The organism is Streptomyces sp. NPDC049970, assembly GCF_040660235.1.
Classification (GTDB): domain Bacteria; phylum Actinomycetota; class Actinomycetes; order Streptomycetales; family Streptomycetaceae; genus Streptomyces.
The window spans coordinates 211,597-232,529 of the sequence record NZ_JBFALP010000001.1; the positions used below are offsets into that span (position 1 = coordinate 211,597).

The following is a 20,933-nucleotide window of genomic DNA, read 5'->3' on the forward strand; positions in this document are numbered from 1 at the left end:
CCCTTTCACTCCAATGGAGTTGTGCGGCTCTCGGGCTGCTCCCCGGACCCTCTCCACCCACTCTCCTGGGGCCGGTTCGGCAGCCTGACCCCGGTCCGCGCGGGTGCCCGCCACGGGCGGGCCCGCCGGGCCGTCTCCCCCTCCCGAGGGTGACGGCCCGGCGGCCTCGCTACCAGCGGTCCCGGTGGATGACCTCCGCCACCGGCCGGCGCCTGACCGGCCCGAAGTTGCCCTGCGGCCACCCCACCGGAATGGCGGCGAAGGTGTGCGTGTCCGAGGGGATCCCGAGGGCCTTCTTCCACTCCTGCTCCAGCATCAGGTGCCAGATGGTCACGTTCGCCGCGAGCCCCAGCGCCCGTGCGGCGAGCAGGATGTTCTGGACGCCCGGGTAGACGCAGGAGCCCTCGGCGAGCGCCTGGAAACGCGTCTGCGTGCTCGACATGTGATCGAGTCCCGCCGGGCCCAGTGACTCGGCGTAGACGGCGAGGCCCTCCTCGTCGAACCGCGGCTCCGGGAACCTGTAACAGGGGATGATCAGTGCCGGGGTGTCGGCGAAGTGGTCGCGCTGGTGCTCGATCGCCGCCACCATCCGCCCGTACGCCGCGTCGTCCATGCCTTCCGGGGCGTGCTTGCCGGTCGTCGCGAGATAGGCGTCCACGCACCGCTTCCACAGCGGGGCGAGATCGGCCATCACCGCGCGGTCGGTGACGACCACGTACTCGTAGCACTGCATGTTGCCGCCGCTCGGCCCCCAGACGGCGGCCTGTATGAGCCGCTCGACGGTCTCGTCCGGCACCGGGTCCGGCTTGAGGCGGCGCATGGCGCGCATGGTGGACATGGTCGGGAAGAGCGCCGGGCCGTCGGGGTCGGGCGCGTCCGCGTACACCGTTTCGAATGTCATGATCGCGGAGTGTACGGCTCGGGTACCGCCGTCGGGAGCGTTGCCGGTCCCCTTCTCCCCGCACCGGCGACGCCTGCAACGCGGCGCCCCCGGAGCCCGGTTGACCGCGCCCGCCGGCACCGCGCGGTGATGCCGTCCCTCCTCGCGGCGGTCCCGCCCTCCTGCTGGTCCGCACGTCCGTACGCCCGTGCCCATTCGTGTCACCCGCCACTGCCGCGCGTCGGAATCGCACACCTGCCCACCCCCCCTCCTCACGGGGGAACGAGAGGCGGAATTCCGGCCGTGAAGGCGTATAAAGGGTCCCTCCCGAGCAGCCGGCGTCCCCCGATGGCCATCTCACCCACCACGCGGCCGGCGTCACCGCGTACCGAGAGCGGAGGAGCGTCCCCATGAGCACCTCGGAAGAGATCAGCGCCTTGCTCGTCACCAGGTTCGGAACCGACCCGCGGGACATCCGGCCCGAGGTGCCGCTCCGTCAACTACGCCTCGACTCACTCGCCCTGGAGGAGCTCCGGCTCCTCATCGAGGACCGGATGGACATCGACCTGGAGGACGTCGTCCTCTCGTCGCGCGACACGGTCGGCCACCTGGTCGCCGCGGTGACCGGCAAGGCCGGCGCGTGACGGGCCGGGGGCCGTTCGCACGCAGGCCCGCCCGCACGGGCATCGAGCCGTTCAGCGCGGCGGTCACCGGTGTCGGCCTGGTCACCGCCGCCGGGGTGGGTGTCGAGGCGGCCTGGCGCGGGGTGTGCGACACCGCGCTCGCCCCCTCGGTGCCGCACCTTCCCGAACTCGCCGGTCTGCCCTGCGACTTCATGTACACCGTCACCGGCCTGGACACGAAGGCGATCCTCGGCGTCGCCGTGCAGCGGCTGATGGACCGCTTCTCGCAGCTCGCCGTGATCGCGGCCCGCGAGGCGGTCGCCGACGCGGGACTCGACCCCTCGGTCTGGGACAGCGGCCGGGTGGCCGTCGTCATCGGCTCCGCCCACGGCGGCCTCCCGTTCTACGACGAACAGCACACCCTGCTCACCGAGCGCGGCGCACGGCGCGTCTCCCCGAAGCTCGCACCGCTGAGCGTCGTCAACGGCGCCGCCAGCAGCGTCGCGATGGACCTGGGCGTGCACGGCCCCAGCCAGGCGGTCTCCACGGCCTGTTCGTCGGGCACCGTCGCCATCGGCACCGCCCACCAGATGCTCCGTGCCGGGGCGTGCGACATCGTCGTCGCGGGCGGCGCCGAATCGGTGCTCTCCCGGCTGCTGATCGCCAGCGCCTGCCAGATGCGGGCCGTCTCCACCCGCCGCGACGACCCGCAGGCCGCCTGCCGCCCCTTCGACACCCACCGCGACGGCTTCGTGGTCGGCGAGGGAGCCGGCCTCCTCGTCATGGAACGCCCCGAGCACGCCCGCGCCCGCGGCGCCACCGTCCGCGCCCGTGTCGCAGGCTACGGGGCCTCCAGCGACGCCCACTCCGCCGTCGCGCCCGACCCGGACGGCCTCGGTATCGAGCGGGCGCTGCGCACCGCCCTCGCCGACGCGGACATCGACGCCCCGGACGTCGGACACGTCAACGCCCACGGGACCTCGACCGTCGCCAACGACCTCATCGAGTCGACGATGCTACGCCGGGTGCTCGGAGAAGGGCCCCTCGTCACCTCGACGAAGGCCATGACCGGGCACACCCTGGGCGCCGCCGGCGGCATCGAGACGGCTCTGACCGTCCTCGCACTCCAGCACCAGCTCGTCCCGCCGACCGCCAACCTGGACGCCCCCGACCCCGCGATCCCCGTGGAGGTGGTGAGCAAGGAGGCCCGGCACGCCTCGTTCGACTGCGCGGTCAAGACATCGCTCGGCTTCGGCGGGCACAACGCGGCACTCGTGCTCACCAGGGCCTGACGGGAGACGAGGAGCACCATGCCCGAGGAGATCATCCGTACGCTCACCGTGGACGGACTGCGTTACGGCTACCGCGTCATGCCCCGTGACCCCGCCGCGTCCGGACGGCCGGGGACCGAACCCGTCCTCGTCATCGGGGGCGCGCTGCAGGGCATGTTCGGCTGGCCCCAGATGGACGACCATCTGGGGCCGGTGGCCGACGTCGTGACCGCCGACCTGCCCGGGATGGGCACGGCGGATCCCCTGCCGCCCGGCCCGAGCCTCCCGGTCCTGCGCGCCGCCGTCACCGGGATCATCGACGACCTCGGAGCCTCCCGGATCAACCTCTTCGGCTTCTCCTACGGTGCGGCCGTCGCCTTCGGCTGCGCGCGGTACGACCCGGGGCGCGTCGCCAGGCTCGTCCTCGGCGGAGTCCCCGTCCACATCGATGACGACCGCCGGGCCCACTGGCACCGGGCGACGGCGGCGCTGGCCGACGGTGACGAGGAGGGCTTCGCCGGGCTCGCCGCCGACGGCCTGATGTGCCTCGACCCGGCCAGGCCGGTGTACCGCAGGGAGTTGGCCCGACGCTACGTACGGCGGTCGTTCCTGCACGCCCTGGCCCACTCGGACCACGCCGCCGAGTCGTTGCGTCGGGCGCTGGGCGACCGGCCGGACTTCACCGGCGGACTGTCGGGCGTACCGGCCCTGGTTTTCGCCGGGGAGCACGACACGGTGACCTCGCCGGAGCGGCAGCGGGAGTTCGCCGCGACGATCGAGGGCAGCCGCTTCCTGACGCTTCCGGAATCCGACCACTGGGTCGTGCTGGAGCGGTCCGACGAGGTCGCCGCCCTCGTGACCCGCTTCTTCACCGACCAGCCGCTCGACCCGGCCGCGGGCCTGCTCCCGCACCAGCACGGGGGGCCCGCTCCGGTGGAGCCCGCTCCCGCATGACCCCCGGTCCGGGTGGCGGCCCCGCCGGGCCGCCACCCGTGGGCGTCAGTGCCCGTGTCCGTGACCCTTCACGTCGATCCGCACGATCTGCGGGTCGTGGTCGCTCGCCTGGTCGGCGAACTCCGCGTTGATGTGCACCACGTCGTAGTCGAAGCGGCGTACGGCGGGGCTGGTCAGGATGTGGTCCAGCGTCTGCGAGTTGCCGTCGTAGACGTAGCTGTACTGCTCGCCCACCGGCAGGGTGGTGATCAGTGGCTTGAGTACCCTGCCGCTGGTCAGCGCCTTCATGGTCGGCGAGAAGGCGAAGTCGTTCAGGTCGCCCAGTGCGACCACCCGGGCCGACTTGTCCGCCTTCAGCAGTGAGGTGACGAAGGTGTTGACCTCCGCCGCCTGCCGCACGCGCTGCGTCTCCGAGCTCCGCACCGGTTCCTGGTAGCGGCCGTGCAGGGACTGGTCGCCGCCCTTGGACGCGAAGTGGTTCGCGATGACGAAGACCGGCTCCCCGCGGAAGCGGAACTCGCCCACCAGTGGCTTGCGGCTGCTGTCCCAGGCCGTGCTCGCCGGGTTGATCCGGCCGGGCGAGACCGAGAGCGTGGCACCCTTCCTCGTCCGCACGGCCCGCACGGCGGTGGTCGCGTCACCGCCCGGACGGTCCACGAAGCCGACCCTCTCGGGGTTGAAGAGGAAGACGTTGCGGATGTTGCCGCCGGGCTCACCGCCGTCCCTTCCGTCCTCGGGGGCCACGTAGCGCCACGAGTACCGGGGGCCGCCCGCCGCGACGACAGCGTCCGTGAAGCGCTTCAGCGTCGCCTCGGAGCCCACGGTGCCGTCGTCGACCGCGCCGTTGTCGTCCTGGATCTCCTCCAGTGACACGATGTCGGGGGCCGAGAGGCTGACCGCCACACCCCGGGCGAGGGTGTCGAACTTCTCCTGCGCGTCGCTCGTGTCCAGGTTCTCCACGTTGTACGTGGCGACGGCGAGTTCCCCGCGCTTCTGCCTCCGCGTCACCTCGCGTTCGAGGCCGTTGTCCCGGAGCGTGCCGAGCTCGGTGGCCTGGACGTTGTAGCCGCCGTAGGAGGCGTAGTCGACGACGCCCGTGGTGGTGCCGGACAGCACGTCGCCCACGTCCGCGACCGGCACGGGCGACGCCGCGTCCAGCGACATCACCTTGAGGCGGCCGGTGTTCTGGTCCTCGTACGACTTGTACAGCGTGCCGCCGCGCCGCGTGGGGTTCTCCCGCGGCTTCACCGTCACCCACACCTCGTCGTACGCGGTCGTCGCACCCGTCACGCGGGTGTCGGCCATGGTGACTCGGGCGCCCTCGACCGACTCGTAGAGATCCAGGGCGTACGCCGACGGGTCGAGGGCCAGGGCCTCGATCGATCCGCCGCCGGCCGTGGGCACATAGGCGTCCGGCACCGAGGCGGCGTTCAGGACGACCGCTGCCGGCAGGGCGTTCCCCGACGAGAGGACCGTGGTCAGCGGGCCGGTGATCTGGGTGAGCGACTGGGCGCCGGTGGCCGGGTAGTACTCGGCGACCTTGCCGCTGACCAGCACCGAGTCACCGACCGCGACGGTGGGCGCGGTGGAGCCGGTGTAGACGAACACGCCCTCGCTCGTGCGGGGGTCCGCGTCCGGTGCGGTGTCCTGTATCCAGAACCCGCGTGATCCGGTGGTCCGTACGCCGGTGACGACACCGGGCACACCGGTCACCGACCGGCCGGCCAGCGGGGAGAGCCGGGTCGTGCCCTGGATGTCGTGCACCCGCACGGTGCCGGGCTCGGTGGGTCCGCCCGGCTCGCCCGGTCCTGACCCGCCGGACGTCTCGCCGGCCGCGTTCACCGGCGTCGGGGTACCGGCGGTCAGGTCCGCGGCGTTGTCGTCGGTGTCCGCCAGGGACGTACCGCGCGCCACGGAAGCGCCGGCCGAGGCGCCCGTCACGGGGCCGCCGCCTTCCCGGACGGCCGCGGAGCCGTAGCCCACGAGGTCGACGATCCGGGTGTCGGCCGCGCAGTCCGCGGGGGTCTTGCAGGTCAGCGGTGCGGTGCCGGAGACGAGCGCGACGGTGCCGCTCGCCGCGGCCATCGCGACCGTGCCGGTCGCGTCGGCGGCCGGCAGGGCCACGGTGCCGCCGGTGCCGGCGGCCTGCGCGACGAGGTAGCGGCGGCCGGGCGCGACGGCGCCTGACAGCGCGGAGACCTGCCACAGCGAACCGGCGGAGGGGGTGCCCGGCAGGTACTGGACGCTGAAGCCGGACAGGCCGAAGGGGCTCTGGCCGGCGTTGGCCAGTTCGATGAAGTCGCGGGTGAGCGTGGCACCGGAGTTGCCCCCGCCGCCGTACACCTCGGAGATGACGGCCGACGACGACGGTGCCGCGAAGGCGGCGGGCAGCGCGGTCACCGAGAGGGTCACGGCGACGGCGGTGGCCAGCAGGGCGGAGCAGGGTCTGGCTATGTGCACGGGAACTGCCCCCAAATGTGTAGTGAGGGCCCAAAAGCTATGCGCGTAGACCGGTCGTGGCAAGAGACCGGAGGTTAATTCCGGGCGTCATCGTCCCGCTCTCGCCCAGCAGTTCGACGAACCGCACAACCTGGCACGGCGGTTCGCCCCGCCGGACCACGTCTCCGGGGGCGGGCCGGCTGGAACACCGTCACCACCGCCGGTGCCGACGCGGCTCGACGAACCACGTGTCCGGCGACAGCTCACCTGCGGCGTCAGGCTCGGGGAGGTCCACCGTCCCCGCGGCCGCCGCGCGCGGCCAAGCGGACACCCTGCGGGCCTCGTCGGTGAGCAGACACGGGTCGGCGAAGGACCAGGGGGGTAACCCCACCACGCTCGCTGGCATCAGCAGCACCATCGACAGACGTGCCAGCCGGATTCTGCGGGCAGCCAGGTTCCCGAATGATCGGACAGGTACCACAGCGCCCTCAAGCCGTCGAAGGATCACCCGTGTCCCGCACCCCCCGTACGAGCCGTTCCGCGTCCCGTGTTCTGTCCTCCCTGGCCTTGCTGGCTCTGGGTGCCGGTGGCATTACCGCCTGCGGCGACAATGATCCCGACTCCAAGCCCATGGCCTCGGCGTCCGCCACCCCATCCTCCTCCCCGGGATCCGCCAAGGCGGCCGAAGCGAAGCTGCACATGGTCGACAACCGAGGTCACCGCGTGGCCTTCTATGTCACGCAGGGTAATGGCTCCACCATCGTCCTGGACTCGGGCGGCGGTGAGTACTCCTCGCAGTGGAAGGACATCGTCCCCAAGCTTCACGCAGCCACCGGTGCCACTGTCATCACGTATGACCGGGCCGGTCTCGGCAAGAGCGACGTGGTGCCCGGCGCGTGGAAGGTTCGGAGCGCCGTCAGCGACCTCAAGGCGGGACTCAAGCAACTGGGCATCGCCAAGGACGTGACCTTGGTGTCTCACTCCCAGGCCGGGGAGATCGCGAGCTACCTCGCCCAGGACGACCCGGAGATGCTCTCCGGCGCAGTCCTGGTCGACGCCAATCTCCCGCAGTTCTTCACGGACGAGGAGATTCCCCGTCTCGTAGCCGGGACTCAGCCCGACGTCGATGCGGCGAAGAAGGACCCCGAGAAGCCGGAGAACCGCCAGTTGATCTCCACCGCAGAGGGCTTCGCCGCAGCGCACAAGGCATTCCACAAGGTGACGTGGCCGGCTTCGGTGCCGGCAACGGTCATGGTTTCGGAGAAGACTCCGTTCGCCGGGTCTCCTGAGGACGCCCAGCGCTGGCGTGACGCCGCCGCCTCATTCGCCCAGGATGGTCCGAACCGGACGCTCTTCACTGCCAAGGGCACTTCCCACGAGATTCCGACGGACCGTCCCGACCTCGTGCTCAAGGAGATCGAAGCCATGTTCGCCGCACAGCACTGACCTCCGGGACGCGATGTCCCGGCAGGTCCGCAGTGTTCTGCTCTGCGAGCAGCAGCGAAGTGCCTCGTGAAGCTGGTGGTCCGACCTGAAGTCAATCGTCGACAGATGATCTACACGATGGACAGCTGCCCGGCGGGGCCGGCAAACCCAAGGGACAAGGAACCTCCTGCCCTCCGGGGCGGAGGTGTTCGTGGAGTGGGTCGTCCCGATCCTCCAGGAGCGTGTTCCGCACCGAGTACACCGGCTCCGCCCTGCGCGAGCACCACGGCCTGCCGAGGCCGGCCAACAGGCTGGTCGACACAGTCGACACCCGGGAGGGTCGCACCGGCATCGGCCTCCTGGCGGCGGCCGGATGACCGAACGCCCCGGCGCCGGGCCCGCGCCCCGTCGGCGTCGGGCCCGGGTGTTCCACCTCTACGAGGCCGGTCCGGCGGACGAGGGCGGGGCGGGGCGCACGGCCAGTGAGAAGGAGTGTCCGGCCGGGTCCGCGTAGACGCGGACGTCGTGGGGGCCACCGTTGTCCTTGGTCTCCACCGGCCGGGCGCCGAGCCCGATCGCCTCGCGCTCCGCCTCGTCAATGGCGCCCCGGTCCACCAGGATGCGCAGGTGGGCCTGTTGGGAGTCCTCGGGGCGGGGCCAGCTGGGCGGCGCGTAGCCGTGGTCGCGGCGGATCGCCAGATGCACGCCGCTGTGGCCGATGATCTCGACGAAGTCGGGATCGTTCCCGACACGCGTCTCGGCGTTGAGCAGGGCGGCGTAGAACTCGGCGAGTTCCACGTGCTCGGCACAGTCCAGGACCAGAACACTCGTTTTCCCGACAGTCATACTTTCATCGGTACCCGCGAGGCGGCCGGGCACGCCGGACGGCGGACCTCCACGTCCTGCGGACCTGCTTCCGCGCGGCGACGGACGCGCGCCACGGACCACCCCGCCCCGGTACGACGGGTGGCCGCACGCACGACCGACAGGGGCCCGCACCCCGGCCGCACGGCGCGCCCGGGGGGCCGATCGGGGAACCGGGCCCAAGGGCTGTCCCGCGATTCCCGGCGGGCGCGCGACGACAGCTACGGCACCTCGCTGCGTTGTCGGAACGTCCATATACGTCCAGTATGCGGACGTCCCTCCGCCTTGCGATGCACCGCATCCGACGCCGCGCGCTGATCCACCGGGAATTGCGGGACAGCCCTTAGGGTGCGGATCATGGCAGCGAGCGCGGCGGACCGGGACACGGACGCTTCCGGCCCCGGGCCCTCCGATCCCAACCGGTGGCGTGCCCTCGCGGTCTGCCTGGTGGCCGGCTTCATGACACTGCTGGACGTGTCCATCGTCAACGTGGCGCTGCCGTCCATCAAGGAGGGCCTCGACACCCCGGAGTCCGACCTCCAGTGGGTGCTGTCGGGCTACGCCCTCGCCTTCGGGCTCGTCCTCATCCCCGGGGGACGGCTCGGGGACGCCCGGGGCAGGCGGGCCGTGTTCATGGCGGGTCTCACCCTGTTCACCCTGTCGTCCGCGGCCTGCGGCGCCGCCCAGTCCAGCCTCTGGCTGGTCGTCGCCCGCTTGATCCAGGGAGCGGCGGGCGGGCTGCTCTCGCCGCAGATCTCCGCGCTGATCCAGCAGATGTTCTCGGGGCGCGAAAGGGGCCGCGCCTTCGGGATGTTCGGCACCGTGGTCGGCATCTCCACCGCGGTCGGCCCGCTCCTGGGCGGGCTCCTGATCCAGGTGGCGGGGGCGCAGGACGGCTGGCGGTGGGTGTTCTACGTCAATCTGCCGATCGGCTTCGTCTGCCTCCTGCTGGCTCGCCGCCTGCTCCCCGACACCCCGTCGGCGACCCGGGTACGTCCGCGTGACCTCGACCCGCTCGGCGTGCTGCTGCTCGGCGGCGGAGTGCTCGCACTGCTGCTGCCGTTCGTCCAGGCGCAGCAGTGGCGGGGCGACGGGAAATGGCTGCTCGTGCCGGTGGCCCTGGCCCTGCTCGCCGTGTTCGTCGGATGGGAGTCCCGGTGCGCCCGCCGCGGCATCCAGCCTGTGCTGGACCTGTCGCTGTTCAGGCAGCGGTCCTTCTGGCTCGGCTGCCTGATGATCCTCCTGTACTTCGCGGGATTCACCTCCATCTTCTTCATCAGCACGCTCTACCTCCAGTCCGGGCTGCACTACAGCGCACTCGAGGCCGGGCTCGCGATCACCCCGTTCGCCCTCGGCGCGGGCGGGTCGGCGATGGTCGGCGGCCGGCTGGTCGGCCGCTTCGGGAGGCCCCTCATCGTCGTGGGACTGACGATGGTCGCGGTCGGGCTCGGACTCACCGCCCTGGCGGCGCACCTCGTCCCGGGCCGGGGCGTCGGACTCGCCATGGCCGCGCCGCTGCTGCTGGCCGGGCTGGGAAGCGGACTCGTCATCGCGCCGAACCAGACCCTCACGCTCTCCGAGGTGCCGGTGAACAACGCAGGCAGCGCGGGCGGCACCCTCCAGACCAGCCAGCGCGTCGGATCGGCCATCGGGATCGCCGCGGTGGGCTCTGTCTTCTTCGCCCGGCTGGGTCCGGGGGACTGGCCGGCGGCGTACGACCACGGACTCCTCGTCTCGGTAGCCTTCGTCGTCGCTGCCCTGATCGTGGCGCTGGCGGATGTCGCAGCGGGCAGGCGGGGCAGAAGACGTTCCGGGACACCCGAAGTCACCGACCAGCCGAGGGGAACACGATGAACGACACGAGCGCCGGCGAACGGGACGGGAACACCTCGTACGGGCGGAAGCCCTTCAAGCGCTCCCGCAGCCACTTCGCCGACCGCATCACCGCCGACGGCCGGGACGGCTGGCCCGTCGAGGCCGGGCGCTACCGGCTCGTCGTCAGCCGCGCCTGCCCCTGGGCAAGCCGCGCGCTGATCTCCCGGCGCCTGCTCGGACTGGAGAGCGCCCTCTCCCTCGCCGTGGCCGACCCCATCCAGGACGACCGCAGTTGGCGCTTCACCCTCGACGAGCACGGCAGGGACCCCGTCCTCGGCCACCGCTACCTGAGCGAGGCGTACGACGCGAGGGAGACCGGCTACCCCGGCGGTGTCAGCGTGCCGGCGATCGTCGACGTACCGACCCGCGCCCTGGTCACCAACGACTACCCGCAGATCACGCTGGACCTGGCCACCGAATGGACCGCGCTGCACCGGCCGGGGGCGCCCGACCTCTACCCGGAACCGCTGCGCGACGAGATCGACACGGTGATGGACGGCATCTACCGCGACGTCAACAACGGTGTGTACCGCGCCGGATTCGCCAGTGACCAGCACTCCTACGAAGAAGCCTACGTCGATCTGTTCCGGCGCCTCGACCAGGTCTCGGAGCGCCTCGCCGACCGGCGCTACCTCGTCGGCGACACGATCACCGAGGCGGACATCCGGCTGTTCACCACGCTGGTGCGCTTCGACGCCGTCTACCACGGCCACTTCAAGTGCAACCGCTCCAAACTGGCCGAGGACCCCGTCCTGTGGGGGTACGTCCGCGACCTCTACCAGACCCCCGGCTTCGGCGACACCGTCGACTTCGACCACATCAAACGGCACTACTACGAGGTGCACACCGGCATCAACCCCAGCGGTGTCGTGCCGCTCGGCCCGGACCTGTCGGGCTGGCCGACCCCGCACCACCGGGAGCAGTTGGGCGGCCGGCCCTTCGGCGACGGGACCCCGCCCGGACCCGTACCGCCCGGCGAGGAGATCCCGGCCCGCGGGCGCCCCTGAGGCCTCACCCCGCCCGGGGTGCGGGCTCCGGGCGGGGTCCCGTCGCCAACGGGGAACGGGCCAGGACCACGCAGCCGCCGGTGATCAGTGCCACCCCGGCCACCTGCGGCAGCAGCCACCAGCCGGTGCGCACCTGCTCGTCGAACAGCGTCACGCCGTACGCGACGCTGATCAGCGCGTCCCCGAGCGTCAGCATCGGCTGGACCGCCACCAGCGAACCGGCCTGGAGCGCGTTCTGGAGGAGGAACAGCGCGCCCACCCCGGCCACCGCGGTCGCGTACAGCTGCCACGCGGTCAGCAGACCGGTCACACCGTCGGCGTCCAGCCGTCCCATGGCGTCCTTCATCAGCGCCGCGGTCAGCGCGTACCCGCAGGCCGCGGCGAGACCCAGCAGCGCGGCCCGGGTGTTGCCTGAGATGCCGAGCGCGGTCGTGACCAGCACGGCCTCGAAGATCCCGGTCGCCACCAGGGCCGGGATCCAGGCCGCGTCCCGCACGGCCTCGCTGCCGTCGGCCGGCGCGGCTGCGGCCATGCCGAGGGCCAGTCCGACCGTCACGGCGGCCACCCCGGTCCAGACCGCGCGCGGCACCCGGACCCGCATCACGAAACCGGCGACGAGCAGGGCCGCCGGCAGCTCGATCACGAAGATCGGCTGGACCACGGCGATGGGGCCGGTGGCCAGGGCCACCGCCTGGCAGACCGCGGCGACGATCACGAGACCGATCCCGGCCAGCCACACCCTGCGGCGCAGCAGATGCCTGATCAGAGACAGGCGCATCGCCTCGCTGTCGGGCACGTCGAGGGCGGCGCGGCGCTGCAGGACCGAGGCGGAGCCGTTGCTGAGGGCTGTCAGCACGGCGAACAGGACACTGATCACCGTCCCATCATGCGGGCCGGAACCCTCCCGTCCGTGGCGCCGCGACCACGCGGGTGTCGCCGTTCCAGGACCGGTCCACCCGGGTCCGCGTAGCCTGCGGTCCATGGTCGCCAAGAACGCTCCCGTGCTCTCCAACCGTGCGCTCAACAGGGCCACCCTGAAACGTCAGTTGCTCCTGAGCCGCTCCGCCGTGCCGGTCCTGGACGCCGTCCGCGGGCTCGTCGGCCTCCAGGCGCAGAACACCAGGCCCCCGTACTTCCAGCTGTACTCCAGGCTGGCCGGCTTCGACCCCGCGGAGCTCTCGGCGCTGATGGAGTCCCGCGAGGTGGTCAGGATCGTCACCCTGCGCTCCACGATCCACACCCACACCGCCGAGGACGCGCTCACGCTTCGCCCCCTGGTGCAGCCGGCGCGCGACCGTGAGCTGAACATGTTCCGGGGCGGGCTCACCGGTGTGGACCTGGACCGGCTCACCGAACTCGCCAGGGAGCTCGTGGAGGAACGGCCGCGCACCATGAAGGAGTTGCGCGAGGAGCTGCTCCAGCACTGGCCTGACGCGGACCCCCGGGCGCTCGCCGTGGCCGCCCGCTGCGGTCTTCCGCTGGTCCAGGTCACCCCGCGCGGGCAGTGGGGACGCAGCGGCCAGGTCGCCCTGACGACCGCCGAGCACTGGCTCGGCGGTCCGCCGCTCCCCGCCGCCTCGCCCGACGACATGGTCATGCGCTACCTCGGGGCCTTCGGCCCGGCTTCGGTGAAGGACATGCAGACGTGGGCGGGACTCACCCGGATGCGTGAGGTGTTCGAACGGCTGCGCCCCCGGCTCGCCACCTTCCGCGACGAGAACGGCGTGGAGCTCTTCGACCTGCCCGACGCCCCCAGGCCCGGCCCCGACACCCCTGCGCCGCCGCGCTTCCTGCCGGAGTTCGACAACGTACTGCTCGGCCACGCCGACCGGACCAGGGTGATCCCGCCCGCGTACAAGGGGCGCAACGGCGTGGGCAACCAGTCGTACGGCACGGTGCTGTCCGACGGCTACCTGGCCGCGCTCTGGCGCCTCGACGGGACGGCGGACGACGCGACCGTCACCGTGCAGGCCCTGGGCGGTCTCGGCCCGGCCGCACGTGAGGAGATCACGCGGGAGGCCGTCGACATGCTGAAGGTGATGTCACCCGCGCCCGCGTACGACGTCCGGTTCGACACGTTCATCGACTTCGGGGACTGACCCGCCGGAGATTCCGCGAACGGCCTGCGGGGGAGCGGGCCGGGCAGGGGCGGCGCCCGCTCAGGGCAGCAGCCCCGCTCGGCGTGCCGCCACCACCGCCTCCAGCCGGGTGTGCGCCCCGAGCTTGCGCATCGCGGACCGCAGATAGCTCTTCACGGTCTCCGGGCGCAGGCCGAGCCGACTCGCCGCCGCGCCGTTCGTCGCGCCCGAGGCGACGCAGGCGATCACGTCGACCTCACGCGGCGCCAGCCGCACCCGCGGGGCTCTTGGGCCTTCCGCGTCCGCCCCGGAGGCCGAGGCGAGCCGCCCGCACACCGCGAGCAGCTCGTCCCGCAGAGCCGGGTCGAGGATCTTCGGGGCCAGGGCACGCAGCTCGCGATGCGCCTCGCGGACGTCCTCCCAGGTGCCGGGACCCGCTCCCGGGTCGGCGATCTGCTCCCGGGTGGCCGTCAGGAGCCGCTGCACCTCGTCGCGCACGGCCAAGGCCTGCTCCACGTCCCGGGCGGCCGAGGCGGCGACGTCGAACGTACGGTCCCCGAGGGTGAGCGGCTCCCGCAGGGCTCCGTACAGCACACCCCGCACCGTGCGGCGTACGACGACGGGCACCGCGACGACCGAACGCAGGCCCTCGGCGGCGACGGCCGTGTCGTACTCGTGGCTGATGTGGCGCGAGGACCGGTAGTCGGTGACCGCGCACGGCCGTGACAGGGCGATCGCCTTGCCGCCGAGCCCGCTGCCCGCCGAGATGACCAGCCCGCGCAGCGCGGGGGTCTGCGCCCCGCTCAGCTCCGCGATCCGCGCGTGCCGGGTGTCGGACGACAGCCCTCCGAACACCACCGGCAGCCCGCTGGTCCGGCGCAGCCGCAGCAGGGCCGCCCGCAGCTCGGTCGCCTCGCCCGCTTCCGGCACCCCGATGACTCCGCCCTGTCGGCCGTACCCCCGTTCGGGGGTGGTGAGATCCAGGTCACTGTTCACATGATGTTAAGGGACGGGTCCGCAACGAGGAGGGCACATGCCGGCAACGAGTGCGACGGAGACGTTCCGGGCGGCCCGGGACTTCCTGATCGAGCACCGCGAGGACTACGCCGCGGCCCACGCGGGCTTCAGCTGGCCCAGGCCCGACCGCTTCAACTGGGCGCTCGACTGGTTCGACGTCATCGCCGAGGGCAACGACCGCACCGCCCTGCACATCGTGGAGGAGGACGGAGGCCGTACCGAGGTCTCCTTCGCCCGGATGGCGGCCCGCTCCAACCAGGCCGCGAACTGGCTCCGGGACCAGGGAGTGGGCGAGGGCGACCGGATCCTCGTCATGCTCGGCAACCAGACCGAGCTCTGGGAGACGGCACTGGCCGCGATGAAGCTGCGGGCCGTCGTCATCCCCGCCACCCCGCTGCTGGGCCCCCTGGACCTGCGCGACCGGGTGGAGCGCGGCCGGGTCGGCCACGTTCTCGTACGGGCCGAGGACACGGCGAAGTTCGACGAGGTGCCCGGCGGCTACACACGGATCGCGGTCGGCGCCGAGGTCGGGGGATGGCTGCCCTACAGCGGGGCCGGCGAGGCTTCGCAGACGTTCACCGCCGACCGGGAGACGGAGGCCGACGAGCCTCTCATGCTCTACTTCACCTCCGGCACCACGGCGAGTCCGAAGCTGGTCGAGCACACCCACGTCTCCTACCCGGTCGGCCATCTGTCCACGATGTACTGGATCGGCCTCAAGCCCGGTGACGTCCACCTCAACATCTCCTCGCCCGGCTGGGCGAAGCACGCCTGGTCGAACCTCTTCGCGCCGTGGAGCGCCGAGGCCACCGTCTTCATCTTCAACTACACCCGGTTCGACGCGGGACGGCTGATGGCGGAGATGGACCGCTCGTCCGTCACCAGCTTCTGCGCGCCGCCCACGGTCTGGCGGATGCTCATCCAGGCCGACCTCGGACAGCTGAGGACCCCGCCGCGCGAGGTGGTCGCGGCGGGCGAGCCGCTGAACCCCGAGGTCATCGAGAGTGTCCGGCGGGCGTGGGGCGTGACCATCCGCGACGGCTTCGGCCAGACGGAGACCGCCGTGCAGGTGGCCAACACCCCCGGGCAGCTGCTCAAGGCGGGTTCCATGGGGCGGCCCAGCCCGGGCTTCGACGTCGTGCTGCTCGATCCGGTCACCGGCGAGCCGGGCGCGGCGGAGGGCGAGATCTCGCTCGACCTCGCCTCCGCCCCCGTCGGACTGATGACGGGCTACCACGGCGACCCGGAGCGCACGGCCGAGGCGATGGCGGGCGGCTACTACCGCACCGGCGACATCGGTTCGCGGGACGAGGACGGCTACATCACCTATGTGGGCCGGGCCGACGACGTGTTCAAGGCGTCCGACTACAAGATCTCGCCGTTCGAGCTGGAGAGCGCCCTGCTCGAGCACGAGGCGGTCGCCGAGGCCGCGGTCGTGCCGGCCCCCGATCCCGTGCGCCTCTCCGTCCCGAAGGCGTACGTCGTACTGGCGGAGGGGTGGGAGCCGGGGCCCGGCACCGCGAAGGCGCTGTTCGAGCACTCCAGGGCGGTCCTCGCGCCGTACAAGCGCATCCGGAGGCTGGAGTTCGCCGAGCTGCCCAAGACGGTCTCCGGCAAGATCCGCAGGATCGAGCTGCGCGAGCGCACGGCCCGGGGGACCGGCACCGAGTACGACGAGGGGGACCTGCGATGAGCGACCTGTCCTACGCGCACGGCACGGGCGACACGGCGCTGCTCGGCGACACCATCGGGCGGAACCTGGCACGGGCGGTCGAGGACTTCCCCGAGCGGGAGGCCCTGGTCGACGTGGTGTCCGGACGCCGCTGGACCTACGCCGAACTCGGTTCGGCCGTCGGGGAACTGGCCCGCGGACTGATGGCGTCCGGGGTCGCCAAGGGGGACCGGGTCGGAATCTGGGCGGTCAACTGCCCGGAATGGGTGCTCGTCCAGTACGCCACGGCCCGTATCGGCGCAGTGATGGTCAACATCAACCCGGCCTACCGGGCGCACGAGCTGAAGTACGTACTCGACCAGGCCGGGATCTCCCTCCTGATCGCCTCGCTCGCCCATCGCACCAGCGACTACCGGGCGCTCGTCGGCCAGGTGCGCGCCGACTGCCCCGAGCTGCGCGCCGTCCACTACATCGGTGACCCGTCCTGGGACGAGCTCACGAGCGCCGCAGACACCGTGACCCCCGAACAACTGGGGGCACGCGAAGCGGAGTTGTCCTGTGACGACCCGATCAACATCCAGTACACCTCCGGCACCACCGGCTTCCCCAAAGGTGCCACGCTCTCCCACCACAACATCCTGAACAACGGGTACTTCGTGGGGGCGATGGTCGCCTACACCGAGCAGGACCGGGTCTGCCTGCCGGTGCCGTTCTACCACTGCTTCGGCATGGTCATGGGGAACCTCGGCATCACCTCGCACGGGGCCTGCATCGTCATCCCGGCCCCCGCCTTCGAGCCCGCCGCCGTGCTCGACGCCGTCCAGCGGGAGCGCTGCACCTCGCTCTACGGCGTGCCCACCATGTTCATCGCGGAGCTCGACCTGCCCGGCTTCGCGTCGTACGACCTCTCCTCGCTCCGTACCGGGATCATGGCCGGATCTCCCTGCCCGGTCGAGGTGATGAAGAGGGTCGTCGCGGAGATGCACATGGCGGAGGTGTCCATCTGCTACGGCATGACGGAGACCTCTCCCGTGTCCCTCCAGACCCGCGGGGACGACGACCTGGAGCGTCGTACCGGCACGGTCGGCCGGGCCATGCCGCACATCGAGGTGAAGGTGACCGAACCCGCTACCGGGGTGACGCTGCCGCGCGGTGAAGCCGGTGAGCTGTGCACCCGCGGGTACAGCGTGATGCTCGGCTACTGGGACCAGCCCGAGCGGACCGCCGAAGTCGTCGACGCGGGACGGTGGATGCACACGGGTGACCTCGCGGTGATGCGGGAGGACGGGTACGTCCAGATCGTCGGCCGGATCAAGGACATGATCATCCGTGGTGGTGAGAACGTCTATCCGCGTGAGATCGAGGAGTTCCTCTACGGCCATCCGAAGATCGCGGACGTCCAGGTGGTCGGAGTGCCCGACGACAGGTACGGCGAGGAGATCCTGGCCTGTGTGATTCCCCGGGACCCGGCCGATCCGCCGACCCTCGACGAGTTGGCGGCGTACTGCCGCGAGAAGCTGGCCCACTACAAGATCCCGCGTGGGCTGCGGATCCTGGACGCCTTCCCGATGACGGTGAGCGGGAAGGTCCGGAAGATCGAACTGCGGGAGGGCTACGGCGCGTAGGGCCGGAGCCCCGGGATGGCCGGGCGCCGCAGGGTCAGGCGGCCTCGATGACCCCGGAGCCGATGCCCTGGGTCGCGGCCGCCCACTCGATGAGCAGCACTTCGTACTCCGCGGCCTCGACGGACGTCCAGTCCTGGCCGGCACGCGCGTCCACGAGCGCGCGGATGGCGTCGTTCGCCTCGACGGCGGACGGGTGTGCGGGCTGGGCCGGAAAAACGGGGACGGAGTGGGTGGTAAGCCGTGGAGTTAAGACCATGCCTTCACTGTACGTCCTCATACCGACAACAGACCGAACATAAGGGCCCCGCGGGGCACAGGTGACCGAAATCATTCCGTGGGTCTCCGGGGGGCGCGGTGTCTCTCGGCGGGTCCCGGTGCGTCCCGGCGGGTCTTCGCGGGACCGGAGGAGGGGCGGTGACCTGACGCATCGTCAGGGACCGGCGCTGATCAGCTCGTCCGCCGGCCCGTTCACGGGCTGCGGCGTACCGGTGAGGTCCAGGACGAACAGCGGGACGGCGAGCCCGTCCGCGCGGGTGCGGGCCTCGTCCGTGTAGCCGGCCAGGGAGAAGAGTACGCCGGAGACCGACGAGTTGAGCGCGTTGAGCCAGAGGCACTCGACGTCGCGCAGGGCCGTCGGCCGTGTGGTCGCGTCGACCTGGGCGATGAGGCCGGCCGCCCTGAGGTCTATCCGGGAGCTGGGCCGGACCTCTGGCTGGAGGACGTCGCGGTAGCCCAGCCACTGCAGGTACAGCGCCGCCGTGCTCACGGCGTCGCGGGCCGTGCGTATCACCAGGGGCCGGAACGACGGGCGCGGGTGCGCGGCCGTACGCGGCAGGGGTATGTGCGCCGGGCCCTGCGGGGCGGGCGGTGCGCCGCCGTGCGAGGCCACCGGGCGTACGGGGACCCGCAGCACCGTGCCGCAGGGGCAGCAGAGTTCGGGGTGCGGCCACTGGTCGCGCCGTCCGCAGGAGTGGCAGCGCACGCTCACCCAGTCGTCGTTCCAGGTGCGGTGCGTGATCGGTACGGCCGGGGCGCCGCGCATCAGCGGTGGAGCGATCGGGGAGCCGCACGGGCAGGGGTATACCGGCGTGATGTACGCGTGGTCCCGGCGGCAGACCGGGCAGCGCACCGGTACGGACTCCACGTGCTGCCCCTTCCTTCGCCGCGCTCGCGGCGGTCGCTTTCCGTGCCCCCATCGTCCACCAGGAGCGACGTCCGGGGCAGCGGAACGGCCCACTCCGGCCCATCTCGCCCGCCGTCCGGGCGCCCTCCCTTGACGACTGCGCGGGGCGGCCCTAAGTTGATTCCGTATAGTAGAAGTAAGTTTCCGTAATGCGGAATTGGTGCTCTCAGGTGGCGCGACAGAGCCCGACTCCACCAGGTCCGAGCAGGAGTACTCATGCCTCGTATGACCGCTGCCCGAGCGGCAGTTGAGATCCTCAAGCGCGAAGGCGTCAGCAACGCGTTCGGCGTGCCGGGTGCGGCGATCAACCCGTTCTACGCGGCTCTCAAGGCCTCCGGCGGGGTGGACCACACCCTTGCGCGCCACGTCGAGGGCGCGTCCCACATGGCCGAGGGCTACACGCGTGCCGCGGCCGGGAACATCGGGGTCTGCATCGGTACGTCCGGCCCCGCAGGCACCGACATGATCACCGGCCTCTACTCCGCGATCGCCGACTCCGTCCCGATCCTCTGCATCACCGGCCAGGCCCCGACGGCGGTGCTCCACAAGGAGGACTTCCAGGCCGTCGACATCGCGTCGATCGCCGCCCCGGTGACCAAGGCCGCGACCACCGTCCTGGAGGCCGCACAGGTCCCCGGCGTCTTCCAGCAGGCCTTCCACCTGATGCGCACGGGCCGGCCCGGACCGGTCCTCGTCGACCTGCCGATCGACGTGCAGCTCACCGAGATCGAGTTCGACCCCGAGCTGTACGAGCCGCTGCCCGTGCACAAGCCCGCCGCGACCCGCAAGCAGGTCGAGCGGGCCGTCGAGATGCTCAACGCCTCCGAGCGCCCGCTGCTCGTCGCGGGCGGCGGCATCATCAACGCCGACGCGTCCGACCTGCTGGTCGAGTTCGCGGAGCTGACCGGCGTCCCGGTCGTCCCCACGCTGATGGGCTGGGGCATCCTGCCGGACGACCACCCGCTCAACGCCGGGATGGTCGGCCTCCAGACCTCGCACCGCTACGGCAACGCGAACTTCCTGGAGTCCGACTTCGTCCTCGGCGTCGGCAACCGCTGGGCCAACCGCCACACCGGCAAGCTGGACGTCTACACCAAGGGCCGCACCTTCGTCCACGTGGACATCGAGCCGACCCAGCTGGGCAAGATCTTCGCCCCTGACCTCGGCATCGCCTCCGACGCCAAGGCGGCGCTCCAGCTCTTCGTCGAGGTGGCGCGTGAGCTCAAGGACGCCGGTGGGCTGAAGGACCGTTCGGTGTGGGCCGCGTCCACGCAGGAGCGCCGGGCCACGCTCCAGCGTCGTACGCACTTCGACAACGTGCCGCTGAAGCCCCAGCGGGTGTACGAGGAGATGAACCGGGCGTTCGGCCCCGAGACCCGCTACGTCAGCACGATCGGCCTCTCCCAGATCGCCGGCGCGCAGATGCTGCACGTCTACCGGCCGCGCCACTGGATCAACTGCGGCCAGGCGGGCCCGCTCGGCTGGACGATCCCGGCCGCGCTGGGTGTCGCCACGGCGGACCCGGACGGCTCCGTCGTCGCCCTCTCCGGCGACTACGACTTCCAGTTCATGCTGGAGGAGCTCGCGGTCGGCGCCCAGCACCGCATCCCGTACGTCCACGTGCTGGTCAACAACTCCTACCTGGGGCTCATCCGGCAGGCCCAGCGCAACTTCGACATCGACTTCCAGGTCAACCTGGAGTTCGAGAACCTCAACTCCCCGGAGCTGGGCGTCTACGGCGTGGACCACGTCAAGGTCGTCGAGGGCCTGGGCTGCAAGGCGATCCGGGTCACCGAGCCCGACCAGCTGCTGCCTGCCTTCGAGGAGGCGAAGAAGCTCGCCGCCGAGCACCGGGTGCCGGTCGTCGTCGAGGCCATCCTGGAGCGGGTCACGAACATCTCGATGAGCGGGACCGACATCGCGTCCGTCAACGAGTTCGAGGACGTGGCGTCCGAGCCCGGCCACGCCCCGACCGCGATCCGCCCGCTGTCGGTTTCCTGACCTGGAGCGACTCCGGCCT

Annotated in this window: 17 protein-coding genes and 1 pseudogene; 11 read left to right on the forward strand and 7 right to left on the reverse strand. The window is 71.6% G+C overall.

What is annotated here, in order from left to right; translation table 11 throughout:
* Positions 1-169: 169 nt before the first annotated feature.
* A complete protein-coding gene (locus AB0I83_RS00850; RefSeq protein WP_356531638.1) occupies positions 170-901 on the reverse strand; it encodes a nitroreductase family protein in 732 nt (243 codons plus the stop codon).
* Positions 902-1,290: 389 nt separating this feature from the next.
* Between AB0I83_RS00850 and AB0I83_RS00855 the strand changes: the two genes are divergently transcribed.
* The 3 genes from AB0I83_RS00855 to AB0I83_RS00865 are packed head-to-tail and all read left to right on the forward strand — an operon-like array spanning position 1,291 to position 3,728.
* Positions 1,291-1,524 (forward strand): acyl carrier protein, encoded by a 234-nt coding sequence (locus AB0I83_RS00855; protein ID WP_363303089.1) that lies wholly within the window; start codon positions 1,291-1,293, stop codon positions 1,522-1,524.
* Complete coding sequence (locus AB0I83_RS00860; RefSeq protein ID WP_356531639.1) at positions 1,521-2,795, forward strand: beta-ketoacyl-[acyl-carrier-protein] synthase family protein; 1,275 nt, start codon at positions 1,521-1,523, stop codon at positions 2,793-2,795. The genes AB0I83_RS00855 and AB0I83_RS00860 overlap by 4 nt, the downstream gene beginning before the upstream one ends.
* A gap of 18 nt (positions 2,796-2,813) precedes the next feature.
* Positions 2,814-3,728 carry an alpha/beta hydrolase gene (locus AB0I83_RS00865; RefSeq protein ID WP_356531640.1) on the forward strand — a complete coding sequence of 305 codons (915 nt, stop codon included), beginning with the start codon at positions 2,814-2,816 and terminating at the stop codon, positions 3,726-3,728.
* A 45-nt stretch (positions 3,729-3,773) separates the two neighbouring features.
* On the opposite strand, the gene AB0I83_RS00870 is transcribed toward AB0I83_RS00865, so the two are convergent.
* A complete protein-coding gene (locus AB0I83_RS00870; protein ID WP_363303091.1) occupies positions 3,774-6,188 on the reverse strand; it encodes an endonuclease/exonuclease/phosphatase family protein in 2,415 nt (804 codons plus the stop codon).
* 489 nt (positions 6,189-6,677) lie between these two features.
* Between AB0I83_RS00870 and AB0I83_RS00875 the strand changes: the two genes are divergently transcribed.
* Both AB0I83_RS00875 and AB0I83_RS00880 read left to right on the forward strand, forming a co-directional pair.
* A complete protein-coding gene (locus AB0I83_RS00875) occupies positions 6,678-7,613 on the forward strand; it encodes an alpha/beta hydrolase (protein WP_363303092.1) in 936 nt (311 codons plus the stop codon).
* 163 nt (positions 7,614-7,776) lie between these two features.
* A pseudogene (locus tag AB0I83_RS00880) lies at positions 7,777-7,969 on the forward strand (LLM class flavin-dependent oxidoreductase); the annotation flags it as partial.
* A 58-nt stretch (positions 7,970-8,027) separates the two neighbouring features.
* On the opposite strand, the gene AB0I83_RS00885 reads toward AB0I83_RS00880, so the two are convergent.
* A complete protein-coding gene (locus AB0I83_RS00885) occupies positions 8,028-8,438 on the reverse strand; it encodes a VOC family protein (protein WP_363303093.1) in 411 nt (136 codons plus the stop codon).
* A 375-nt stretch (positions 8,439-8,813) separates the two neighbouring features.
* Between AB0I83_RS00885 and AB0I83_RS00890 the strand changes: the two genes are divergently transcribed.
* Positions 8,814-10,310: an MFS transporter gene (locus tag AB0I83_RS00890; protein WP_363303094.1), complete on the forward strand. Its 1,497-nt coding sequence runs from the start codon at positions 8,814-8,816 to the stop codon at positions 10,308-10,310.
* Positions 10,307-11,338 carry a glutathione S-transferase C-terminal domain-containing protein gene (locus AB0I83_RS00895; protein ID WP_363303096.1) on the forward strand — a complete coding sequence of 344 codons (1,032 nt, stop codon included), beginning with the start codon at positions 10,307-10,309 and terminating at the stop codon, positions 11,336-11,338. Before AB0I83_RS00890 ends, AB0I83_RS00895 begins: the two co-directional genes overlap by 4 nt.
* A 4-nt stretch (positions 11,339-11,342) precedes the next feature.
* Here the strand turns inward: AB0I83_RS00895 and AB0I83_RS00900 are convergent, their stop codons facing one another.
* Positions 11,343-12,215, reverse strand: coding sequence for a DMT family transporter (locus AB0I83_RS00900; RefSeq protein ID WP_363303097.1), 873 nt, complete (start codon positions 12,213-12,215; stop codon positions 11,343-11,345).
* A gap of 103 nt (positions 12,216-12,318) precedes the next feature.
* Here AB0I83_RS00900 and AB0I83_RS00905 point away from each other — a divergent pair, with 103 nt between their 5' ends.
* Positions 12,319-13,437, forward strand: coding sequence for a winged helix DNA-binding domain-containing protein (locus AB0I83_RS00905; protein WP_363303098.1), 1,119 nt, complete (start codon positions 12,319-12,321; stop codon positions 13,435-13,437).
* A gap of 60 nt (positions 13,438-13,497) precedes the next feature.
* Here AB0I83_RS00905 and AB0I83_RS00910 read toward each other — a convergent pair whose 3' ends face one another.
* Positions 13,498-14,346 (reverse strand): LuxR C-terminal-related transcriptional regulator, encoded by an 849-nt coding sequence (locus tag AB0I83_RS00910; protein ID WP_356531648.1) that lies wholly within the window; start codon positions 14,344-14,346, stop codon positions 13,498-13,500.
* Positions 14,347-14,449: 103 nt separating this feature from the next.
* Here AB0I83_RS00910 and AB0I83_RS00915 point away from each other — a divergent pair, with 103 nt between their 5' ends.
* Positions 14,450-16,126 carry an AMP-binding protein gene (locus AB0I83_RS00915; protein ID WP_363303099.1) on the forward strand — a complete coding sequence of 559 codons (1,677 nt, stop codon included), beginning with the start codon at positions 14,450-14,452 and terminating at the stop codon, positions 16,124-16,126.
* Positions 16,123-17,730 (forward strand): AMP-binding protein, encoded by a 1,608-nt coding sequence (locus tag AB0I83_RS00920; protein ID WP_363303100.1) that lies wholly within the window; start codon positions 16,123-16,125, stop codon positions 17,728-17,730. Before AB0I83_RS00915 ends, AB0I83_RS00920 begins: the two co-directional genes overlap by 4 nt.
* A gap of 34 nt (positions 17,731-17,764) precedes the next feature.
* Here AB0I83_RS00920 and AB0I83_RS00925 read toward each other — a convergent pair whose 3' ends face one another.
* A complete protein-coding gene (locus AB0I83_RS00925; protein WP_356841589.1) occupies positions 17,765-17,986 on the reverse strand; it encodes a hypothetical protein in 222 nt (73 codons plus the stop codon).
* Between the two features lie 174 nt (positions 17,987-18,160).
* Positions 18,161-18,874 (reverse strand): hypothetical protein, encoded by a 714-nt coding sequence (locus tag AB0I83_RS00930; protein ID WP_356531653.1) that lies wholly within the window; start codon positions 18,872-18,874, stop codon positions 18,161-18,163.
* 255 nt (positions 18,875-19,129) lie between these two features.
* Here AB0I83_RS00930 and gcl point away from each other — a divergent pair, with 255 nt between their 5' ends.
* A complete protein-coding gene (gene gcl, locus AB0I83_RS00935) occupies positions 19,130-20,914 on the forward strand; it encodes a glyoxylate carboligase (RefSeq protein WP_356531654.1) in 1,785 nt (594 codons plus the stop codon).
* Positions 20,915-20,933: the final 19 nt, after the last annotated feature.